Below are 18,622 nucleotides of genomic sequence, written 5' to 3'. Positions count from 1 at the left end.
TTAGTTACGAATAAGCATATACAAGCGGAATAAATAGATCAGCAACAATGCGGAGATCAGATTGCTGAGAGTATTTATTACCACAGCGCCAACGTTTGGCGTCAGTACCGCGAAGCTGGAGGCAAACAGCAGCAGCAGGGTTTTCGCCAGCAGCCAGCCGATGATAGCCGGAGCCACCAGGCGTACATTGGCCCACGCCAGGCGCATGCTGCTACGCATGGCGCTGAAGATACCGATTTTATCCTGTACCAGCATCACCGGCGCGAAAGAGAGCACGATAGCCAGCAGGACGCCCGGCACCACCACCAGCATCATCCCCATCTGGACCACAAAGGTCGTCAGCAGGATCAGCAGCAGCAGCTTTGGCAATACCGGTGCGGAAGCGCCGATCGCCCGTAGAGCGCTGACGCGCTGACCGGCAGAGATCATCTGAATCATCAGCAGAACGCCGCCAGCAAGAATGGCATTACCCACCAGACCGGAGAACGTGGAGGCGGCGGAAGCGCGCAGCAGGATCTGCTGTTGCTCCGGCGTCATGCTCTGGACCAGCTCGAACAGCCCACCGCTACCCGCCAGGCTATCGCCCTGGCTCAAGATCGATAGCTGCTCTTCACTGGGTGAAAAGGCATGGCCAAGTACTACCGTTATGAACGCGCATAGCAGCGCAATCAGCAGGATAGTAACGAACTGATTGCGGAAAAAGTTTCCGGTGTCACGGTAGACGGACTTCGCCGTGATAGACATGCATTCTCCTTGAGTATTGCAGGTGTTAACTAGCGGGCGATTGTACCGCAAATCGCGGCTGGGTAGCAGTCTCTGCTCCTGCGCGCTAAGTATATCTTTGTAAATAGAAGAGGAAACCAGCGATGCGCTGCCTTGAGTAGCGCAAAAGCAGAATTTTGATGTTGCGCGCTTATCACTGATTGCATTGAAAAAGTGAAAATTAATCTGGATCAATAAATGTTAAATTTGCCTTTTTAATGTGATCTATGTTGGATCAAACATACTTCATTGTAGGTATATTCTTGCGCTGAATAACCATAATGAGGAAGTGGGTATGAAAAAGTTAGCAGCGGCGTTTGTTATTCTGAGCACTCTCACCAGCGGCAGCGTCTGGGCGCATGAAGCGGGGGAATTTTTTATTCGTGCAGGTTCGGCAACCGTCAGGCCAACAGAAGGGGCGGGCGGTACGTTAGGCAGCCTGGGAGGCTTTAACGTTAGCAACAATACACAGCTGGGCCTGACGTTCACCTATATGGCAACGGATAATATCGGTGTTGAACTGCTGGCCGCGACGCCGTTCCGCCATAAAGTCGGGACTGCAGCAACCGGCAATATTGCTACCGTTCATCATTTACCCCCGACGTTAATGGCTCAGTGGTACTTTGGCGACTCCAGCAGCAAACTGCGTCCGTATGTGGGTGTGGGTATTAACTACACCACCTTCTTTGACGAAAGCGTAAACGATACGGGTAAAAAAACCGGAATATCCGATCTGAGCCTGAAAGATTCCTGGGGAGCGGCAGGGCAAGTCGGTATGGATTATCTGATTAACCGCGACTGGTTGATTAACATGTCAGTGTGGTACATGGATATCGACACCACCGCGAGCTATAAACTGGGCGAGGCTCGCCAGCACGACAGCGTGCGCCTGGATCCGTGGGTGTTTATGTTCTCTGCGGGATACCGGTTCTAATCTCTTCGCGCAAGCTGGCCGTCACATGGCCAGCTTGACCCACGAGTTGGGCGCTATCAAAGTCACTCTGCGTAGGATCATACGCCATCACCAGGGTTGCGGTATTCGTTGGCTTCAATACCGTAACGCTTCAGTTTATTGTAAAGCGCGCCACGCGAGAGTTTGAGTGCTATAGCGACCTGGCGCAGGTTACCTTTCTTTTCCGCCAGACAGCATTCGATAAGCGTCTTTTCACTCTCTTTCAAACTATAATTCTGAATGTTCCCACCATGAATAGCCAAATTCATGTCGGTGGGCAGGTACATTTCCTCGGGCAGATCTTTGTCCCTGATTTCCTCTACCTCTGTGAGATTTATAGTGCGTTCGACGATGTTCTCCAGTTCTCTAACGTTGCCCGGCCAGTCGTAGCTTTCCATCAATTTCAGAGCGGAATCAGAAAATAACGCACGATTTCGACCAAGCGCCCGGCAAATTTTTCCACAGAACCAGTCTGTCAGCTCTTTGATATCTTCTTTTCTCGCCCGTAATGGTGGAATTGGCAGACTGATGACGTTCAGACGGAAGTAGAGGTCACGGCGGAATGAACCATGTTCAATATCTTTTTTCAGGTCCCGGTTGGTCGCTGCGATAATCCGCACGTTAACCTTCAACGGACGCTTGCCGCCAATGCGCATGACTTCGCCTTCCTGTAAAACTCTCAGCAGGCTAGCCTGTGCTTCAAGCGGCATATCGCCGATTTCATCAAGAAATAACGTTCCGCCATCAGCCAGTTCAAATTTACCTGCGGCACCACCGCGTCTTGAACCAGTAAAGGCCCCATCTTCATAGCCAAATAATTCACTCTGAACCAGATCGCGCGGAATGGCACCGCAGTTAACAGCGAGAAACGGTCCCGCATTACGATGACTAGCATTATGAATAGATTGAGCAAAAAGCTCCTTTCCTGTTCCGCTTTCACCCGTCAGCAGTACGGTACTATCGCTACGTCCGACGCTGCGCGCTTTATTACGCGTATCCTGCATGACACGTGACTGGCCAAGAATCATATCGAAGTTATAGCTGGCGCTGCTGCCAATAACACGGTGAGTCATATCACGCACGCGTCGGTTATCACGCATTGAGATCACGCGGCCACCTTCAGGAGTGGTGACAACAGAGATCACACATGAAATACGTGAATCGGCGGCGGGACAGAACGTGATATTACGATCTTTGCAGGCCGGCAGTTCTTTAAGAGAACAGCCGTCCGGTCGCAATACTTCATCAGCGTCACGAAAACGGACATCTTCCTGAATACCCAGAACCTGGCGGGCATAACAATTTAGCTGGCGAATAGAACCTTGCTCGCTGATGACCAACACGCCCTCATTAAGCAATTCCATTACAGATTCCTGCTCGTTCACTAAACGACGCAAAATCAATTGCTGAGATATAGCTTCAGCGGCTGCCTGAACCGTACCCAGCGTGTGGTAGTGGAAACAGCCGGGATTAGCCGTAAGCGTTAATACACCCAGCATTACACCGTTTTCATCTCGTATCGGGGCTGCCGCACAGTGTTTACCACGTACGCGCAGCGCTTCTTTGTAGTTCTCTGCGCTCAATAAATAAACGAGCTTGTTCTCTTTCAGGCAACGTCCGGTACAGTTCGTCCCTTGTACAGATTCGCTAAGTACGCTACCGATTGGCGTCAAATCCTGGCCACAAAAATGCACGATCACGCCGTTGGCATCCGTCAGGTTGATATGCCCGTCAGGGTTATAGGCCAACAGGTTGCGCATGATGTCGCGGGCAATGGCGATCAGCAGCGAATTACGCGCCATTATTCTGCGCAGCTCGCTCTGTTCGCAAAATTGATACTCGAATTGGTAAGCATCAATACCGTCGGTGTGGCTGCGTAGCCATGACGCGTGGATAGCAGATCGCAAGCCTTTTGGGGCTTCCCCTTGTTCGAATGCTTTCCAGGCCAGGCCCAGTTCACCAGTGTATTGGGTAAAGCTTTGCTCGTAGTTAAGCCTCGCAATCAGCTCCCATTCTTCATCCCAGATGTCGCTATGATTTTGATTCATAAATTTCATTATTTTCTGGTTTGGAAATGTTCATTCTATGAACATGTTGTGATCGTATGTCTTTTTTATAAACACTTTGTGATCGCTGTCTTTTTTTATTTCCTTATAAAACATAGAAATGTGATTTGGCACGCCTGTTGCTATTTAAAAGATGTCTTCCCTACAAAGACAAAAACTAAAAAAACCAACGTGGAGAAATAACGAAATGTCTACACGAAAACGCAACGTGCCTTACCTGATATTTATATGTGCCATCGCATCCGTTAGCGGGATCATTCTTGGTTACGACGCCTCCGTCATTTCAGGCGTCATCGATCCGCTTACCGAACATCTTTCACTCACGCCAGCAGAAAGCGGCTGGGCGGTTTCTAACGTTATTTTGGGATGCATCGTGGGAGCCTGGGGTGTCGGGCGCTTTACCGATCGTTTTGGTCGTAAAGCTACCCTAATTATCACGGCCATCCTTTTCGCTATTTCCGCTATCGGATCTGCGTTAGCCAACGATCTGACCTGGTTTGTTGTTTATCGTATGATTGGCGGCCTGGCCGTGGGCATGGCATCGGCTGTCACCCCGCTCTATATCGCAGAGGTCTCGCCTAAAGATCTGCGCGGGCGGATGCTGGGCATGCAGCAGATGCTGATGGTTGGCGGCCAGTTAGTGGTTTATATCGTGAATTACCTGATCGCCAGGGGCATGGCGCATGAGTGGGTAGTGTCTATGGGCTGGCGGTGGATGCTGGCATCTGCGCTTATTCCCTGCGTGTTGTTCCTGGTGATGGTTTTCTTTATGCCGGAATCACCGCGCTGGTATGCGATGCGCAACCAGAAGGAAAAGTCACTCAAAGTACTGACTTCTCTTTCTAACCCAGGACATGCTGAACGCTTATACGCTGAAATTCGTACCTCCATCGCCGCAGATTCTGCTTTGCTGAGTACGCCAGCGCCGCGTGGCATTCTGAAGGATAAAAAATCGTCTTACATTCTGTGGATCGGTTGTGCCATCGCCGTATTACAGCAGGTTTCCGGCATCAATATCCTGATGTACTTTGCGCCTTCACTTCTGCAAAACGTGACTGGAAACACACAGGATTCCCTGTTTCAAAGTATTTTCCTCGGCCTCGCGCTATTGGCTGGTGTAGGCATCGCACTGGTTGCCTTCGATCGTATCGGACGACTTCCATTGTTGCGTTGGGGGTCATTGGGCTGTGCCGCCTTTCTGTTATTCACCTCCTGGGCCTTTATGAATGAAGTTAAAGGCTACCTCCCCATTGTCGGTTTGGTGGGATTTATCTTTGTGTTCGGCATGTCCTGGAGTCTTGGTGCCTGGCTGCTGATTTCTGAAATCTTCCCGAACCGTATGCGTGCTGTTGCTATGGGCTATGCGTTTTGCTCCATGTGGGTTTCGAACTTTATGGTCACCCAGAGCTTTCCGATGATGAACCGTAACCCTGTGTTGATGGAGCACTTCCATGGGGCCTTCCCTCTGCTGTTATGCAGCGGATTCAGCCTTATCGCTTTTTGGTTTGTTGGACGTTTCCTGCCGGAAACCAAGGGCGTTTCGCTGGAACATATCGAACCGCTAATGCTTTCAAAATCCCGTCGTTTTGGTCGCGAGCGGCAGCCGCTCGTTACGCCAGAATCTGTTTCGCAAAATAAGTAATCAATACCCTACATCTAAGGAGAATTTTATGTCAGTACAAAACGTTGTCCGCGTTGGTCTTATTGGCGCTGGTCGCATGGGCACCTTTCACGGTGAGACCGTTGCTCAGCGTATACCGGGCGCAACGCTGATTGCTGTTGCCGATCCGGTTCCGGGCGCAGCCGAGAAGCTGGCCGCCAGGCTGGGGGCGAAAAAATCGTATACCGATCCGCAGGCGCTGTTGAATGATGCTGAAATCGATGCCGTTGTGATCGCTTCTCCGGCGCGTACTCACGCAGAACTGGTTGTCGCTGCAGCCAAAGCGGGTAAAGGCGTTTTTTGTGAGAAACCAATGGCGATCACTCTGGAAGAGGCAGATAAAGCCATTAATGCGGCTAAAAAAGCCGGGGTTGCTCTACAGGTAGGCTTCAATCGTCGATTCGTGAGCGGTTTTGTTGCGGCTTATGAAGAGATTAAGGCAGGTAAGATTGGCGTGCCGCAGCTGTTGCGTTCAACGACTCGTGACCCCGGTTTGGGTGATCCAACGCCAATTCCGCACTGGACTATTTTTCTTGAAACGCTGATCCACGATTTTGACATCCTGCTGCACCTGAATCCTGGGGCTAAACCCACCCGCGTTTATGCGGTTGCTGATGCATTAGTGCGCCCCGATTTTAAAGACCGTGGCCTGCTGGATACCGCAGTCGTGAATATTTGTTTCGACAATGGCGCGTTCGCCACGGCTGAAGCTAACTTCCAGGCAGTGTACGGCTATGACGTTCGCGGTGAGGTCTTCGGTAGTAAAGGCATGCTGCAGGCAGGCAACATCAATGTGAATAACTGCGTGCGTTATACCGCTGACGGTATCTCTATTGACACCGCGCGTCGTGATACCGATCTGCTGCATGATGCCTATGTCGCAGAAGTGACCGACTTCATACGTTGCGTGGCGACGGGCGACACGCCGAAAGCGACCGGTGAAGATGCACGTAATGCGCTGGAAGTCGCTCTGACATGTATCGCATCTGTTCAACAGTCCCAACCGATTAAGCTTTAAGGATAAGAATATGGCTACTTACTCACTGTCCGTCTGCGCTGAAATGGTCTTCCTTGATCTGCCATTCATCGAGCGCGTTGAACGTATTCACGCCATGGGCTTCGGCGTTGAAATTTGGGACTGGACCCAAAAAGATATTGATGCGCTGGCGAAAACCGGTGCCCGCTTTACCTCAATGACGGGTTACATCTCGGGCAACCTGACCGATGATGATGAAATAGATCACCTGCTTTCCAGCGCCAGTCAGTCACTTGAAGCCGCTCGCCGCCTCGGCTGCCCGTCTCTCAACCTGCACGGCACAGGGTTGAACAATGTTGGTCTGCCGGTGAAGCCTGTTGAAATCGTAACGGGTGAGATGTGGCTCAAGGCGAAGAAGACGCTGGATGCTCTTGCGGGTATGGGGGAGAAGGCGGGCAAAGTATTCACTCTGGAAAACCTGAACACCGCAGTGGATCATCCGGGCACACCTTTCGCTAAAGCAGAGGAAACGATGGCCCTGGTGAGCGCGGTGAACAGCCCATACCTGAAAATGAACCTGGATATTTATCATGCGCAGATCGGTGAAGGTAACCTTGTCGAGCTTATCCGCAAAAGTGAGAAGCATATCGGTGAAATTCAGGTTGCCGATGTTCCGGGCCGTAAAGAGCCGGGTACCGGTGAGATCAACTACAAGGCTGTAGCCCGCGCATTGAAAGGAATTAACTATCAAGGTGTGGTCGCGATGGAAGGTTGGGCATCCGGTGATTCAGTCGTCGCCCTGGAAGCTTTCCGCGAAGCGTTCACGCTGTAAGAGCTGGCATCCTTAGAGGCTCATTTTGCATCGCTTCTCAGATGATCGGGAAGCGATGCATTTATTGTGAAGGATAGAACGATGAGCGTATCAACACGTATTCATGTTGGCGTTAGCCCTCTCTCCTGGACTAACGATGTACTGGAAGATCTCGGTGGCGACATCCCACTGGAAACCTGTCTGGCTGAAGCGGCGGAGGCAGGCTATGAAGGAATTGAACTTGGTCGAAAGTTTCCACGAACCATCGAGACTCTTGCGCCAGTACTGAATCAGGCAAAGCTTAAGCTTGCGTCCGGTTGGTATAATGGCCTGATGGCTGAACGAAGTTTTGAGGATGAGTTAGCAGCGTTACACGATCATGCCATGTTGTTGAAATCACTGGGGGCAAAAGTCATGGTCTATGGTGAGTGCGGCGCGATGCCCGGACTCACACCACTGGATGAGCCTCTGTCGAAATCTCCTGCCTTAGGACATATTGATCTGCCCCAATACGCAGAAAAAGTGAATAATTTGGCCCTGTCTTTATTGAAGAACTATGGTTTACGTCTGGCTTATCATCACCATCTGATGATGGTTGTTGAAACCGACAATGAGCTGAAAGCCTTCCTGAAAGCGACCAATGATTCAGTCGGTATCGTTCTGGACTGCGGGCATGCAACCGTGGCAGGTGTGGATATTCACTGGGTACTGGAAAATTACGGCCACCGCGTGGTGCATGTCCATCTGAAAGATGTGCGCGGCGAAGTGCTCGATAAGGTCATTAATAATGACCTGAGCTTCAATGATGCAGTAAGAGCTGGTCTGTTTACTGTGCCTGGCGAGGGGATAGTTAATTACGCTCCGGTTATTCATTTCCTTAAAAACTCAATCTATAAGGGCTGGGTTATCATTGAAGCCGAACAGGATCCAGAAAAAGCACCACCTTTGGCGACAGTAAAAAAGGCACGCGCATGGGTTAAAAGCGAGGTGGGCATTTAGCATTTGAACCGGTTTGCTGTAGGACTTTGGCGCTCATTGAGCGCCTTTTTTGACCTTTGTGCATGCACCTGCATTTCTTTCTTACAGGCTACGGCAACGCTCAACATTGCCAAATAATAAAGGCAGTTGCCCAGGATAGCGGTATTGATCCAGAGTGCGATGCTAATCCGTTTTTTGCTTGATAAGATGTACTATCAGCAAGCATGTACTGTGACAGTGAGCCTCTGTGGTATAGAATTGATGAATATCGCTATAACACGTTAAAACATAGAGGTTTTGATGTCAGTATCTAAAGAGTTTCTACTGTCCGTATATGAACGATGCAATGAACACTTAAAAGAACAATCGACGAAAAGAGATCAGACCATCGCTTTTTATCTGGTTGTTATATCGTTTTACTTTGGCTCATATTCCGCTATGAGCAAACTACTGGTAAGCCCATATTCTCCTGTGTTTTTTAATGTGGTTATATGCTTGATTAGTGGAATGACAATCAGAACTTTATCTGGTCTTCGTTCATGGCATTTACAATACGCCAATTCTGCCTTGGTTCTCAATAAAGTTATTTCTAAAAATATTTTTGAGTTGAATGAAATTAACAAAGAAATTAATTCTTTCTTCACTGAAAAAAGTAAGAAATATAATGAAACAAAAATAGTTAAGATGTTTTCTGGCGTTGAAAATAGAGTTATTCTTGGTATGACGCTGATTTCGGGTTTCCCCGTTGTTATGTTAGTAAAAGAGTTTATGTCTGTTTTTAAAATCAGTAATAAAGAAATTATTGTTTTGTTTGAAGTTGTCTTTTACCTGGCATATGTTGTGTATTATTTCTATAATACTATAAAAATAATACGTGAATCAGCTAATCAAACAACCTGGATTGTGAATTTTGAATAATAATATTTTTGAAAATCAGTATGTAACGGTGTTCATCAATGAGGCGGGGCATCTACGGATAAGCCAAAAACATGGTGGTGTCGTCGTTATCCCAGAATTTAAAGGAAAATATGCATTGATTCAACACTCCAGAAATGGTGAAGTGCTTGTTGAGTTTCCAAGAGGTTTTATTGAAAAAGGTGAATCGCATATTGCTGGTGGCGAGCGAGAACTCAAAGAAGAACTGAATTTTCTGTCAGTAAGGAGTTATGTACTAGGCGAATTGGTTACTGATTCAGGGTTGATTACTGACAATATTCGAACGATTGTGTGTGAAGTACAGGACCCCTCTCAGTTATTATTACAATCCAGCGAAGGTGTCGTTGGTTGTGATTTTTATACTTATGATGAAATCATTACGTTTATCAAAGAGGATAAGATTAAGGACAATTTTACTCTGGCATCCATAATGCTGTTAAAAGTAAAACGATAATCTTCATTCAGATTAACGACTCATCTGGTTTTTACGTTTCCATCTTCGACATGGCCCCCCGTGCAGGACGATGATGATTGCGACCAGCAGATTCGGAGAATTTACAGAAGAGTACAGGGTGCCAATTTTCCTGCTTACTTTGTGGTCATAAACAGTTTGCTTATCTGGATTCTCTGCATGGCTGGTCATATTACGACCAGCCTTCTCGTTCTTCCATGCATAAAACGCTGTAGAAAAGGTGATTGATGTAAAAGTCACCGTACGCTGTGTATAGGGATACGCTCCCATTGCAGCATGGCGCATCAAGCGCTATTCATTACCCCATTTATTGAGAAACTCGGCGATATCATCAATGCGTTGTTGATTAATACCGGCTTGAATGGCCATCTCTCCCTGCGCCTCCTCGCTGATTTCCTCGTTATTCATCAGGCGAGTAATCAGCAACTGAAAATAGCGGGCCAGAGGTTCACGTTCTGCTTCGTTGACGGGCGTAGCGGATTCCGTCGAATACTCATCCGCAATATCATAATATTTCAAAGGTACTTCATCGTTCATAGATTGCCCTCGCGGTTAACGCTGATGTTAGCTGATGCCTGCGTTTTCTGACCGGGATAGTAACACTCTTCCGTCGTTTCCACGCATCGATTCCGAAACCCGGCAGGAGAGGGATGAAGTTCTGCGCGGCTTACCTGGCAGGTTACTGCAACATCTTTAATCCTCACTCGGCGGCAATAAAAAAAGCCCGCACAAGTGCGGGCAAAAATACTGGAAGCAATGTGAGCAATGTCGTACCGAATACCTGAGTTGTTTACTCAACTATTCGGTAATGAGAAAGATAATATTTCTCATTTAAGATATCAACCCCAACTTTTGTGCGGAAGCGATTTTTTTTAGTCAACGATAAAAACGGTGCGTTTCTGGCTGTTATCCTGCGACCAGGCCGTAGCAATGTCACGAAGCGGCTGCACAGTGGTGGCGATGGTAAATCCGCCTGCGACGGCAGCCTGCAGCATCTCTCCCGTAGCGGCCAATAGCTGCGGCATAGAAAGGCTGCCAATACCGCTGCCCATCAGCTGCAGCGGGGCGGAGCGCAGTACCGCGCCGCTCAGAGCGATCTCAGCACCTGAGAGGGAACCGACCTGCACAAAACGTATCGGTGTGTCCCCCGGACTCTGCTTTGCCAGTACGGGCAACAGAAGTTCGGCGCTATAGCCCCACAGATAATCGACAACAACATCAATTTGCTGTGCCGCCAGCTCGGCAAACTGTGCCCTTATGGTTGTATCATCTTCGCTTAAATTGACGATTGCATCGGCCCCAAGCGTCGCCAGTTTCTGCGGGTTACGCCCGGTGGCGATGATTTTTTTTGCGCCCAGAAAGCGGGCGATTTGCACCGCCAGCTGCCCGGCGCTGCCGGTGGCCCCGTTGATCAATACCGTTTCTCCGACCTTGAGACCGGCGCGTTTAACCAGCGCCGCCCATGCGGACATACCCGGATTCGCCATGGCAGCAGCGGTGACATCGTCCAGCCCATCCGGCAACGGCAGGCAATGGTTTAATGCAACGGGCGCCCATTGCGCCATGCTGCCCCACGGCGCGGTAGGGAAGGCAAAATAAACGCGCTGTCCATCAGGTAATGTTCCGGTGCCATCAATCCCTACGCCGAAAGGCAGGCGGCCATCGAAACTGTAGTGCTTTCCTGAGGCCCGGCCCTTCACCACATGGCTGATAGCGCTTGCGCGCACGTTGACTAACACCTCCTGCTCAGCGGCGTGCGGATCGCTAAAGTCGGCCCAAACTGGCCCCTGTTGCAGGTCAAAAACGACGGCTGCTTTCATAGTCTTCTCCACCTTTGGAATAATTATGTGTAAAATGCACGTATTAGATAACGGCACTATACTCGGTTAAAAAATACATGCAAGATGCACATAATAATTACGATATCACCGGCTTCCATGGCGCGCTGCTCGACATTATCAGCGTGATGAACCAGCCGGTGCGCGATGAGCAAATACTGCAGGCTGCTGGCGTTCAGCTTGATCAGATCCTTTTTCCGTTGCTGGTAGCAATAGGGCGCAGGGGGCCTGTCGGGGTTGTCGAGCTGGCGGATAGCCTCGGGCGCGATTACACCACCGTCAGCAGGCAGGTGAAGAAACTGGAAGCGCAGGGACTGGCGCTAAAGCAGCCAAACGCCAAAGACCGGCGGATTAGCGAAGTGAGCCTCAGCGAAACGGGACAGGCGATGATTGATCGTATCTCGGTGGCAAGAACGCGGTTAATGAATCAGGTGTTGGCCGGGTGGACGCATGAGGATGTGATGGCGCTGTTTCGTCTGACGCGACAGTATGCGGACAGCCTGCAGCAGAAATAACCGCCCGGCGGCAGGGCCGGGCGGCAGTCGCGCTTAGGCCGCTTTGGTGGCGGCTTTCAGGCTCTGCACAAAGGCTTTCAGCTCAGCCAGCATAGCCTGCGGATCGTTAACGTTGCGTTCGATGATTTTGACAATCGCGGAACCGGAAATTGCGCCGGCTGCGCCTGCGTCAATCGCCGCCGTCACCTGCTCCGGCGCGGAGATACCAAAACCCTGCAGCGGCGGCGCGGCATTGTACTCGGCCAGCTTCTCAATCAGATGGTGCAGCGGCAGCGCGGCGCGATTTTCTGCGCCGGTCACGCCAGCGCGCGATAGCAGATAGGTGTAGCCGCGACCGTGAGAGGCAATCTGGCGCAGCAGATCGTTATCGGCATTCGGCGGGCAGATGAAAATTGGCGCGATATTATGACGCAGCGCGGCCTGGCGAAACGGAGCCGATTCTTCCACCGGTATATCGGCTACCAGCACTGAATCAACGCCCGCGCGCTCGCATGCGGCGTAAAATTCATCAATGCCTGGGCTAAACACCAGGTTAGCGTACATCAGCAGGCCGATAGGGATGGTTGGGTGTTTCTGACGAATCGCCGCCAGCATTTCAAAGCACTGCGCGGGGGTGACGCCTGCGGCAAATGCGCGCAGAGTCGCATCCTGAATCGTCGGGCCATCCGCCAGCGGGTCGGAGAACGGAATACCCAGCTCCAGCGCGTCGGCGCCTGCTTCAATTAGGGTGTCGATAATTTTCAGCGACTGCTCAGGATTCGGGTCGCCAAGAGTCACGAAGGGAACAAACGCGCCTTCCTTGCGGGCTTTCAGTTGTGCAAACAGCGTCTCATAACGTTCCATCAGATTTCCCCTCGCGCTTTCAAAATATCGTGTACGGTGAAGATGTCTTTATCGCCGCGGCCAGAGAGGTTAACCACCAGCAGCTGCTCTTTTTCCGGGTTTTCGCGCATCATTTTCAGCGCGTGCGCCAGGGCGTGAGAAGATTCCAGCGCCAGGATAATCCCTTCATGACGGGAAAGCGCTTTAAAGGCATCCAGCGCTTCATCATCGGTAATCGATACGTAATCGGCGCGACCAATGCTATTCAGATACGCGTGCTGCGGGCCGACGGACGGAAAGTCCAGCCCGGCGGAAATGGAGTAGGACTCCTCAATTTGCCCGTCATCGGTCTGCATCATCGGCGATTTCATCCCGAAGTAAATGCCCACTCGACCGTGTTTGAGCGGCGCACCGTGCTCGCCGGATTCGATTCCATGACCCGCCGGCTCAACGCCAATCAGGCCAACCTTCGTTTCATCGATAAAGTCGGCGAACATGCCGATGGCGTTAGAGCCGCCGCCGACGCAGGCGATAACCGCATCCGGCAGGCGACCTTCTTTCTCAAGAATCTGCGCCTTGGTCTCTTCGCCAATCATGCGCTGGAATTCGCGCACGATGGTCGGGAACGGGTGCGGGCCAGCGGCGGTGCCGAGCATATAGTGGGCTTTTTCATAGCTTCCGGACCAGTCGCGCAGGGCCTCGTTACAGGCATCTTTCAACGTAGAAGAACCACTATGTACCGGGATGACTTCCGCTCCCATCAGGCGCATACGGAAGACGTTCGGCGACTGACGTTCGATATCTTTGGCGCCCATGTAGATGCGGCATTTCAGGCCGAGCAGGGCGCTGGCGAGGGCAGAGGCTACACCATGCTGACCTGCGCCGGTTTCGGCGATGATTTCTGTTTTGCCCATCCGTTTTGCCAACAGCGCCTGGCCGAGCACCTGGTTAGTTTTATGCGCGCCGCCGTGCAGCAGGTCTTCACGCTTCAGATACAGCGTGGTGCGGGTACCTTCGGTGAGGTTGCGGCATTTGGTCAGCGCGGTTGGGCGGCCAGCGTAGTTTTTCAGCAGGTCAGTAAATTCGGCCTGAAATGCCGGGTCTTTCTGCGCGCTCACGAACGCTTCTTCCAGCTGGCGCAGGGCGGGCATCAGGATCTGCGGGACATACATCCCGCCGAATTCACCAAAATAGGGGTTCAGTAAAGTACTCATTGTTGCTCCTTAATATGCGCGCAGCGTTTGAAACACCGAGGCCAGTTTGCTGGCATCTTTAATACCCGGCTGCGACTCAACGCCTGAATTAAAATCGAGTCCAGCACAACCGCTTTTGGCGGCTTCCACACAGTTATCGGCACCGAGGCCGCCTGCCAGCAGAACGTTACGCAGGTCCTGACCTTGCAGCAGAGACCAGTCGAAACGCTGGCCGGTGCCGCCCTGACCGTTATCGAAAACGTATTTGTCGATATGATTCAGGTTGCGCGGCGGTAAGGTTTCGCCAACGCTGAGGGCTTTCCAGATTTGCACTTTGGCCGGTAATTCGGCACGCAGAACGTCGATATAGGCCTGGTCTTCGCTACCGTGCAACTGTACGGCGGCTAAATTCAGATTTTTCACGCGGGCAACCACTTCTGCCATCGGCGTATTGCGGAATACGCCGACGTAGAGCAGGGGCGCGCTATTAATGACCGCCTTCGCCTGGGTCTCGTTGACCGCTCGCGGTGACGTTGGGACGAAAATCAGCCCCCCATAGATTGCACCGGACTCATACGCGACCTGGGCATCCTGGGGGCGGGTCAGGCCGCAGACCTTATTTTCACCAAGCAGTACGCGTTTTACCGCGGCGTTCAGATCGTCATGTTCCATCAGCGCTGAACCAATCAGGAAACCATTGGCAAAGTGACTCAGTTCACGCACTTCGGCATAGGTATGAATGCCGGATTCGCTGATCACCGTGACGTCATGGCCGAGTCGAGGCGCCAGCGTGCGGGTGCGGTTAAGGTCAATCGACATATCGCGCAGATCGCGGTTGTTGATACCCACCACTTTGGCCTTCAGCGCGATGGCGCGTTCCAGCTCTTCTTCGTTGCTCACCTCGGTCAGTACGCCCATATTCAGGCTGTGCGCGACGGCGGCGAGCTGGCGATATTGTTCATCATCAAGCACCGAGAGCATCAGCAGGCAGGCGTCTGCCTGGTAATAGCGCGCCAGGTAAATCTGGTAAGGATCGATGGTGAAATCCTTACACAGAATCGGCTGCGGCGCGACCTTGCTGACAATTGGCAGAAAGTCGAAGCTGCCCTGGAAATACTTCTCATCGCACAGCACCGAGATAGCCGAGGCGTAGTGTTTGTAGACTCCGGCGATAGTCGCCGGGTCAAAATCTTCGCGAATCAGCCCCTTGGATGGCGAGGCCTTTTTGCACTCGAGAATAAACGCGGTGCGGGTACCCGCGAGGGCATCGTAAAAATTGCGCTGCGTTGGTACGACGTCGTTCTGAAAACTGGCTAACGGTTGTTGTTGTTTGCGGGCTTCTACCCAAATCGCTTTGTCGGCAACGATTTTTGCTAAAACGGTCTGCATTATTTACCCTCTTGCCGCTAATGCGGTCACTCTGTCATAGGCCGCTCCGCTGTGCAGCACATCGATGACTTGCTGCGCGTTGGCTTTCAGGTCCTCGTGCCCATGTAAACGCATTAACATGGCGACGTTGGCGGCAACGGCGGCTTCGTGAGCGGCTTCACCTTTACCTTGTAGCAAGCGCGTAAGAATGTCACGGTTTTCTTCCGGCGTGCCGCCCGCCAACTGCTCTTGATGGTAAGGCGTCAGGCCAAAGTCGGCGGCGGTCAGTTGATAACTTTTGATTTCGCCATTGTTCAGCTCTGCGACCACCGTTGGTGCGTGCAGCGATACCTCATCCATGCCGCCGCTATGCACCACCGCAGCACGCTGGTATCCCAGCACGCGCAGGGTTTCCGCAATCGGCAGTACCAGCTCAGGGCTGTAAACGCCAATCAGCGCCAGCGGCGGGTGTGCCGGGTTGATCAGCGGTCCGAGCACGTTAAACAGGGTGCGGGTTTTGAGCTGCTGACGGACCGGCATCGCGTGGCGGAAACCGGTGTGGTACTTCGGCGCGAACAGGAAGCACACGCCCAGTTCATCCAGCGCCTGGCGAGATTTATCGGCATTCATATCCAGATTGATACCGAATGCTGCCAGCAGATCGGAAGAGCCCGATTTACTGGAGACGCTGCGGTTGCCGTGTTTCGCCACTTTCAGGCCGCAGGCGGCGGCAACGAAGGCGCTGGCGGTCGAAATGTTGATACTGTTGCTGCCGTCGCCGCCGGTACCAACGATATCGGCAAACAGATAATCAGGGCGCGGGAACGGCGCGGCGTTTTCCAGCAGCGCGGTGGCGGCGCCGGCGATTTCCTGCGGATGCTCGCCGCGTACCTTCATGCTCACCAACGCAGCGGCCAACTGCTCAGGTTTGACTTCGCCGCGCACCACTGCGGAGAAGAGCTGATGGCTTTCCTGCTGGCTCAGGGTCTCAGCCTGATAGAGTTTTTCCAGAATTGGCTGGATAGTGTTGGTCTGCTCCAGCTTCTGCAACGCCCAGGCCAGCGTTTGTTCCAGCAGGCGTGCGCCCTGGGTGGTCAGAATCGACTCAGGATGGAACTGGAAACCGCAGACGCGATCCGCATCGTGGCGCACCGCCATGACCATGCCGTTAAAGTGGGCGTTGATGGTTAACCCCGCAGGAATATTGCTGCCCACCAGCGAGTGGTAGCGGGCGACCGGTAGCGGGTTGTTCAGACCGGCAAACATCGCCTGGCCGTCGTGTTCAATACTGGAAGCCTTACCGTGAAGGATTTCACCGGCCTGCCCGACGTAGCCGCCGTAGGCTTCTACAATCGCCTGGTGGCCAAGGCAGATACCGATGATCGGCAGCTTACCGCGCATACGGGTCAGCAGCTCTGGCATGCAGCCTGCCTCGCTTGGCGTACCTGGACCCGGAGAGAGCATTAATACCGGGTTTTTCATGGTGCCAATGCGCTCAATCAGCGCCTGCGCCGGGACGGAGTTGCGGTAGATCACCACGTTATGGCCGTTCGCCCGCAGCTGGTCTGCCAGGTTGTAAGTAAAAGAATCGATATTATCGAGCAGCAGAATGTCGGCCATTAGAAAGTCTCCTTCGCGTGATGGGCCTGGGCGATAGCGCGCAGCACAGCGCGAGCTTTATTACGGGTTTCATCCGCTTCAGACTGGGGAACAGAGTCGAGAACAATACCGGCGCCGGCCTGGACCGTGGCGATACCTTCCTGCACGTAGGCAGAACGGATAACGATACAGGTATCGAGGTCGCCATGGGCGGTAAAGTAGCCCACTGCACCGCCGTAGCTGCCGCGACGTTTGCCCTCAGCTGCAGCGATAAGCTGCATGGCGCGTACTTTTGGCGCGCCGCTGAGGGTGCCCATATTCATACACGCGCGGTAGGCGTGCAGGACATCGAGATCGTTGCGCAGTTCGCCAACCACGCGGGAAACGAGGTGCATAACAAAGGAGTAGCGGTCGACTTTGGTTAAATCGGCAACGTAGCGGCTGCCCGGCGTACAGATGCGCGCGAGGTCGTTACGCGCCAGGTCAACCAGCATCAGATGTTCGGAAAGCTCTTTATGGTCAGTGCGCATCTCCAGCTCAATGCGGCTGTCGAGATCGCGATCCAGCGAGCCATCTGCTCGGCGACCGCGCGGACGAGTACCGGCAATCGGGTAGATCTCAATCTGGCGGTTGGTGGCATCGTATTTCAGGGAGCTCTCCGGTGAAGCGCCGAACAGGGTGAAATCGTTATCCTGCATAAAGAACATGTACGGGCTTGGGTTGCTTTTCTTCAGCACATCATAAGCGGCCAGCGGTGACGGGCAGGGTAGCGAAAAGCGGCGCGATGGAACGACCTGGAAAATTTCGCCCGCGCGGATGGCGCGCTGCATTTTGCGTACCACGGCACCGTATTCTTCGTCGCTTTGATCGCAGTCGCAGCGCATCTCGGCTACCGTCGTTACCGGCAGCGGCGCTGGTGGTTCGTTTAACTGCTGACGAAGTTGAGCAATACGCTGTAACAGACGTTGTTTTTCACTTTCCAGCGGGGTGAACAGGCTCGCCTGGATGCGGGTGTTTTTGGTCTGATGGTCAATAACCAGCAGCGTTTCCGCCAGATAGAAGCAGTAGTCCGGGCAGGCGGTGTCGCTTTCCAGCGGCGGCAGGTCTTCAAAACCGGCAACCAGGTCATAGGCAAACAAGCCGCCGAAGAACATGGCTTCGCGCTCGTCCTGCGGTACGGTAATCAGCTCCTGTAGCAAGCGAAAAGCATCGAATACGGATAATGAGCATAAGCGGGCGTCTTCATCTAACAGCGCGCTGACCGGCGGGAAGGTTAAAACCCGGCTATTCGGCTGGCGATGATTATCGATGCCGGAAGGTAGCGTGCCATCCAGTAGATCCAGCAGCGCCGTGCCGTTGGCAGAAAGTGACTGGATGGTGACAGTGTCACCTAATGCGGTAATGCGCAGCGCACTATCAACCAGCAGCAAGCTTTTTAAATCATCCTTACTGTCGATATCAGCGGATTCCAGAAGCAGAGTGGCTGGACGCGCGCCGCATATCTGATGGAATAGCGCCGTCGGGTTTTCCCGATAGATGGCGTCGCTGGTGAGAAGCTCGAGTGCCGGTTTTGATGTTTGCATTATTGTTCTCGCCTGTTCGGTATAATAATTTGTCCAATAAAAAGCCCGCTCATTGGCGGGCCGGGTATCTGTATGCTGAGTGCAAAACGCG

The 18,622-nt window shown here is 52.4% G+C and carries 18 protein-coding genes and 1 other annotated feature (1 of these 19 running past the window's edge); of the genes, 8 read left to right on the top strand and 10 right to left on the bottom strand.

Features of this window, described 5'->3' with window-relative positions; all coding sequences use genetic code 11:
* Complete coding sequence (locus tag FN082_RS29040) at positions 1-744, bottom strand: YciC family protein (protein ID WP_139537954.1); 744 nt, start codon at positions 742-744, stop codon at positions 1-3.
* A 313-nt stretch (positions 745-1,057) separates the two neighbouring features.
* Between FN082_RS29040 and ompW the strand changes: the two genes are divergently transcribed.
* A complete protein-coding gene (gene ompW / locus FN082_RS29035) occupies positions 1,058-1,696 on the top strand; it encodes an outer membrane protein OmpW (protein ID WP_139537955.1) in 639 nt (212 codons plus the stop codon).
* 77 nt (positions 1,697-1,773) lie between these two features.
* Here the strand turns inward: ompW and FN082_RS29030 are convergent, their stop codons facing one another.
* Positions 1,774-3,771 (bottom strand): sigma-54-dependent Fis family transcriptional regulator, encoded by a 1,998-nt coding sequence (locus FN082_RS29030; RefSeq protein WP_235891689.1) that lies wholly within the window; start codon positions 3,769-3,771, stop codon positions 1,774-1,776.
* Positions 3,772-3,967: 196 nt separating this feature from the next.
* On the opposite strand from FN082_RS29030, the gene FN082_RS29025 reads away from it, so the two are divergent.
* From FN082_RS29025 to FN082_RS29000, 6 genes are all read left to right on the top strand, one after another.
* Positions 3,968-5,422, top strand: coding sequence for a sugar porter family MFS transporter (locus FN082_RS29025; protein ID WP_142982831.1), 1,455 nt, complete (start codon positions 3,968-3,970; stop codon positions 5,420-5,422).
* Between the two features lie 28 nt (positions 5,423-5,450).
* A complete protein-coding gene (locus FN082_RS29020; RefSeq protein WP_142982830.1) occupies positions 5,451-6,458 on the top strand; it encodes a Gfo/Idh/MocA family oxidoreductase in 1,008 nt (335 codons plus the stop codon).
* Between the two features lie 10 nt (positions 6,459-6,468).
* Positions 6,469-7,248 carry a TIM barrel protein gene (locus FN082_RS29015; RefSeq protein ID WP_142461554.1) on the top strand — a complete coding sequence of 260 codons (780 nt, stop codon included), beginning with the start codon at positions 6,469-6,471 and terminating at the stop codon, positions 7,246-7,248.
* Positions 7,249-7,329: 81 nt separating this feature from the next.
* Complete coding sequence (gene iolE, locus FN082_RS29010; protein WP_142982829.1) at positions 7,330-8,226, top strand: myo-inosose-2 dehydratase; 897 nt, start codon at positions 7,330-7,332, stop codon at positions 8,224-8,226.
* A 279-nt stretch (positions 8,227-8,505) separates the two neighbouring features.
* Positions 8,506-9,123: a hypothetical protein gene (locus FN082_RS29005; protein WP_142461557.1), complete on the top strand. Its 618-nt coding sequence runs from the start codon at positions 8,506-8,508 to the stop codon at positions 9,121-9,123.
* Positions 9,116-9,595, top strand: a complete 480-nt coding sequence (locus FN082_RS29000) for an NUDIX hydrolase (protein ID WP_139537961.1) — start codon at positions 9,116-9,118, stop codon at positions 9,593-9,595. The genes FN082_RS29005 and FN082_RS29000 overlap by 8 nt, the downstream gene beginning before the upstream one ends.
* A 12-nt stretch (positions 9,596-9,607) precedes the next feature.
* On the opposite strand, the gene FN082_RS28995 is transcribed toward FN082_RS29000, so the two are convergent.
* The 3 genes from FN082_RS28995 to FN082_RS28985 form a co-directional block, all read right to left on the bottom strand.
* Positions 9,608-9,898, bottom strand: a complete 291-nt coding sequence (locus tag FN082_RS28995; protein WP_139537962.1) for a hypothetical protein — start codon at positions 9,896-9,898, stop codon at positions 9,608-9,610.
* A 6-nt stretch (positions 9,899-9,904) separates the two neighbouring features.
* Complete coding sequence (locus FN082_RS28990) at positions 9,905-10,150, bottom strand: YmjA family protein (protein ID WP_139537963.1); 246 nt, start codon at positions 10,148-10,150, stop codon at positions 9,905-9,907.
* A gap of 335 nt (positions 10,151-10,485) precedes the next feature.
* The gene (locus tag FN082_RS28985) at positions 10,486-11,433 is read right to left on the bottom strand and encodes a quinone oxidoreductase family protein (RefSeq protein ID WP_142982828.1); all 948 of its coding nucleotides are present in this window, start codon (positions 11,431-11,433) and stop codon (positions 10,486-10,488) included.
* A 77-nt stretch (positions 11,434-11,510) separates the two neighbouring features.
* Here FN082_RS28985 and FN082_RS28980 point away from each other — a divergent pair, with 77 nt between their 5' ends.
* A complete protein-coding gene (locus tag FN082_RS28980; protein ID WP_142982827.1) occupies positions 11,511-11,966 on the top strand; it encodes a MarR family winged helix-turn-helix transcriptional regulator in 456 nt (151 codons plus the stop codon).
* A gap of 33 nt (positions 11,967-11,999) precedes the next feature.
* On the opposite strand, the gene trpA is transcribed toward FN082_RS28980, so the two are convergent.
* Genes trpA through FN082_RS28955 form a run of 5 tightly spaced genes read right to left on the bottom strand, consistent with a single transcriptional unit; the run spans position 12,000 to position 18,531 of the window.
* Positions 12,000-12,809, bottom strand: a complete 810-nt coding sequence (trpA, locus tag FN082_RS28975; RefSeq protein ID WP_142982826.1) for a tryptophan synthase subunit alpha — start codon at positions 12,807-12,809, stop codon at positions 12,000-12,002.
* Positions 12,809-14,002: a tryptophan synthase subunit beta gene (gene trpB / locus FN082_RS28970; protein WP_142982825.1), complete on the bottom strand. Its 1,194-nt coding sequence runs from the start codon at positions 14,000-14,002 to the stop codon at positions 12,809-12,811. Before trpB ends, trpA begins: the two co-directional genes overlap by 1 nt.
* A 9-nt stretch (positions 14,003-14,011) precedes the next feature.
* Entirely contained in the window at positions 14,012-15,370 is a 1,359-nt protein-coding gene (gene trpCF / locus FN082_RS28965) for a bifunctional indole-3-glycerol-phosphate synthase TrpC/phosphoribosylanthranilate isomerase TrpF (RefSeq protein WP_142982824.1), read from the bottom strand.
* A 3-nt stretch (positions 15,371-15,373) separates the two neighbouring features.
* A complete protein-coding gene (trpD, locus tag FN082_RS28960) occupies positions 15,374-16,969 on the bottom strand; it encodes a bifunctional anthranilate synthase glutamate amidotransferase component TrpG/anthranilate phosphoribosyltransferase TrpD (protein ID WP_139537970.1) in 1,596 nt (531 codons plus the stop codon).
* Positions 16,969-18,531 (bottom strand): anthranilate synthase component 1, encoded by a 1,563-nt coding sequence (locus FN082_RS28955; protein ID WP_139537971.1) that lies wholly within the window; start codon positions 18,529-18,531, stop codon positions 16,969-16,971. Before FN082_RS28955 ends, trpD begins: the two co-directional genes overlap by 1 nt.
* A 35-nt stretch (positions 18,532-18,566) precedes the next feature.
* Positions 18,567-18,622 (bottom strand) — a sequence feature (Trp leader region) (it continues 40 nt past the right edge of the window).

It is taken from the genome of Klebsiella spallanzanii (genome assembly GCF_902158555.1).
GTDB classification, from domain to species: Bacteria; Pseudomonadota; Gammaproteobacteria; order Enterobacterales; family Enterobacteriaceae; genus Klebsiella; species Klebsiella spallanzanii.
The sequence above is the reverse complement of the archived record's forward strand: the minus strand, read 5'-3'. Positions and strand labels throughout refer to the sequence as shown.

Coding starts and splice junctions, on each gene's coding strand:
- FN082_RS29040 (WP_139537954.1), bottom strand. CDS start 744: ATGTCTATCACGGCGAAGTCCGTCTACCGTGACACCGGAAACTTTTTC.
- ompW (WP_139537955.1), top strand. CDS start 1,058: ATGAAAAAGTTAGCAGCGGCGTTTGTTATTCTGAGCACTCTCACCAGC.
- FN082_RS29030 (WP_235891689.1), bottom strand. CDS start 3,771: ATGAAATTTATGAATCAAAATCATAGCGACATCTGGGATGAAGAATGG.
- FN082_RS29025 (WP_142982831.1), top strand. CDS start 3,968: ATGTCTACACGAAAACGCAACGTGCCTTACCTGATATTTATATGTGCC.
- FN082_RS29020 (WP_142982830.1), top strand. CDS start 5,451: ATGTCAGTACAAAACGTTGTCCGCGTTGGTCTTATTGGCGCTGGTCGC.
- FN082_RS29015 (WP_142461554.1), top strand. CDS start 6,469: ATGGCTACTTACTCACTGTCCGTCTGCGCTGAAATGGTCTTCCTTGAT.
- iolE (WP_142982829.1), top strand. CDS start 7,330: ATGAGCGTATCAACACGTATTCATGTTGGCGTTAGCCCTCTCTCCTGG.
- FN082_RS29005 (WP_142461557.1), top strand. CDS start 8,506: ATGTCAGTATCTAAAGAGTTTCTACTGTCCGTATATGAACGATGCAAT.
- FN082_RS28995 (WP_139537962.1), bottom strand. CDS start 9,898: ATGCGCCATGCTGCAATGGGAGCGTATCCCTATACACAGCGTACGGTG.
- FN082_RS28990 (WP_139537963.1), bottom strand. CDS start 10,150: ATGAACGATGAAGTACCTTTGAAATATTATGATATTGCGGATGAGTAT.
- FN082_RS28985 (WP_142982828.1), bottom strand. CDS start 11,433: ATGAAAGCAGCCGTCGTTTTTGACCTGCAACAGGGGCCAGTTTGGGCC.
- FN082_RS28980 (WP_142982827.1), top strand. CDS start 11,511: ATGCAAGATGCACATAATAATTACGATATCACCGGCTTCCATGGCGCG.
- trpA (WP_142982826.1), bottom strand. CDS start 12,809: ATGGAACGTTATGAGACGCTGTTTGCACAACTGAAAGCCCGCAAGGAA.
- trpB (WP_142982825.1), bottom strand. CDS start 14,002: ATGAGTACTTTACTGAACCCCTATTTTGGTGAATTCGGCGGGATGTAT.
- trpCF (WP_142982824.1), bottom strand. CDS start 15,370: ATGCAGACCGTTTTAGCAAAAATCGTTGCCGACAAAGCGATTTGGGTA.
- trpD (WP_139537970.1), bottom strand. CDS start 16,969: ATGGCCGACATTCTGCTGCTCGATAATATCGATTCTTTTACTTACAAC.
- FN082_RS28955 (WP_139537971.1), bottom strand. CDS start 18,531: ATGCAAACATCAAAACCGGCACTCGAGCTTCTCACCAGCGACGCCATC.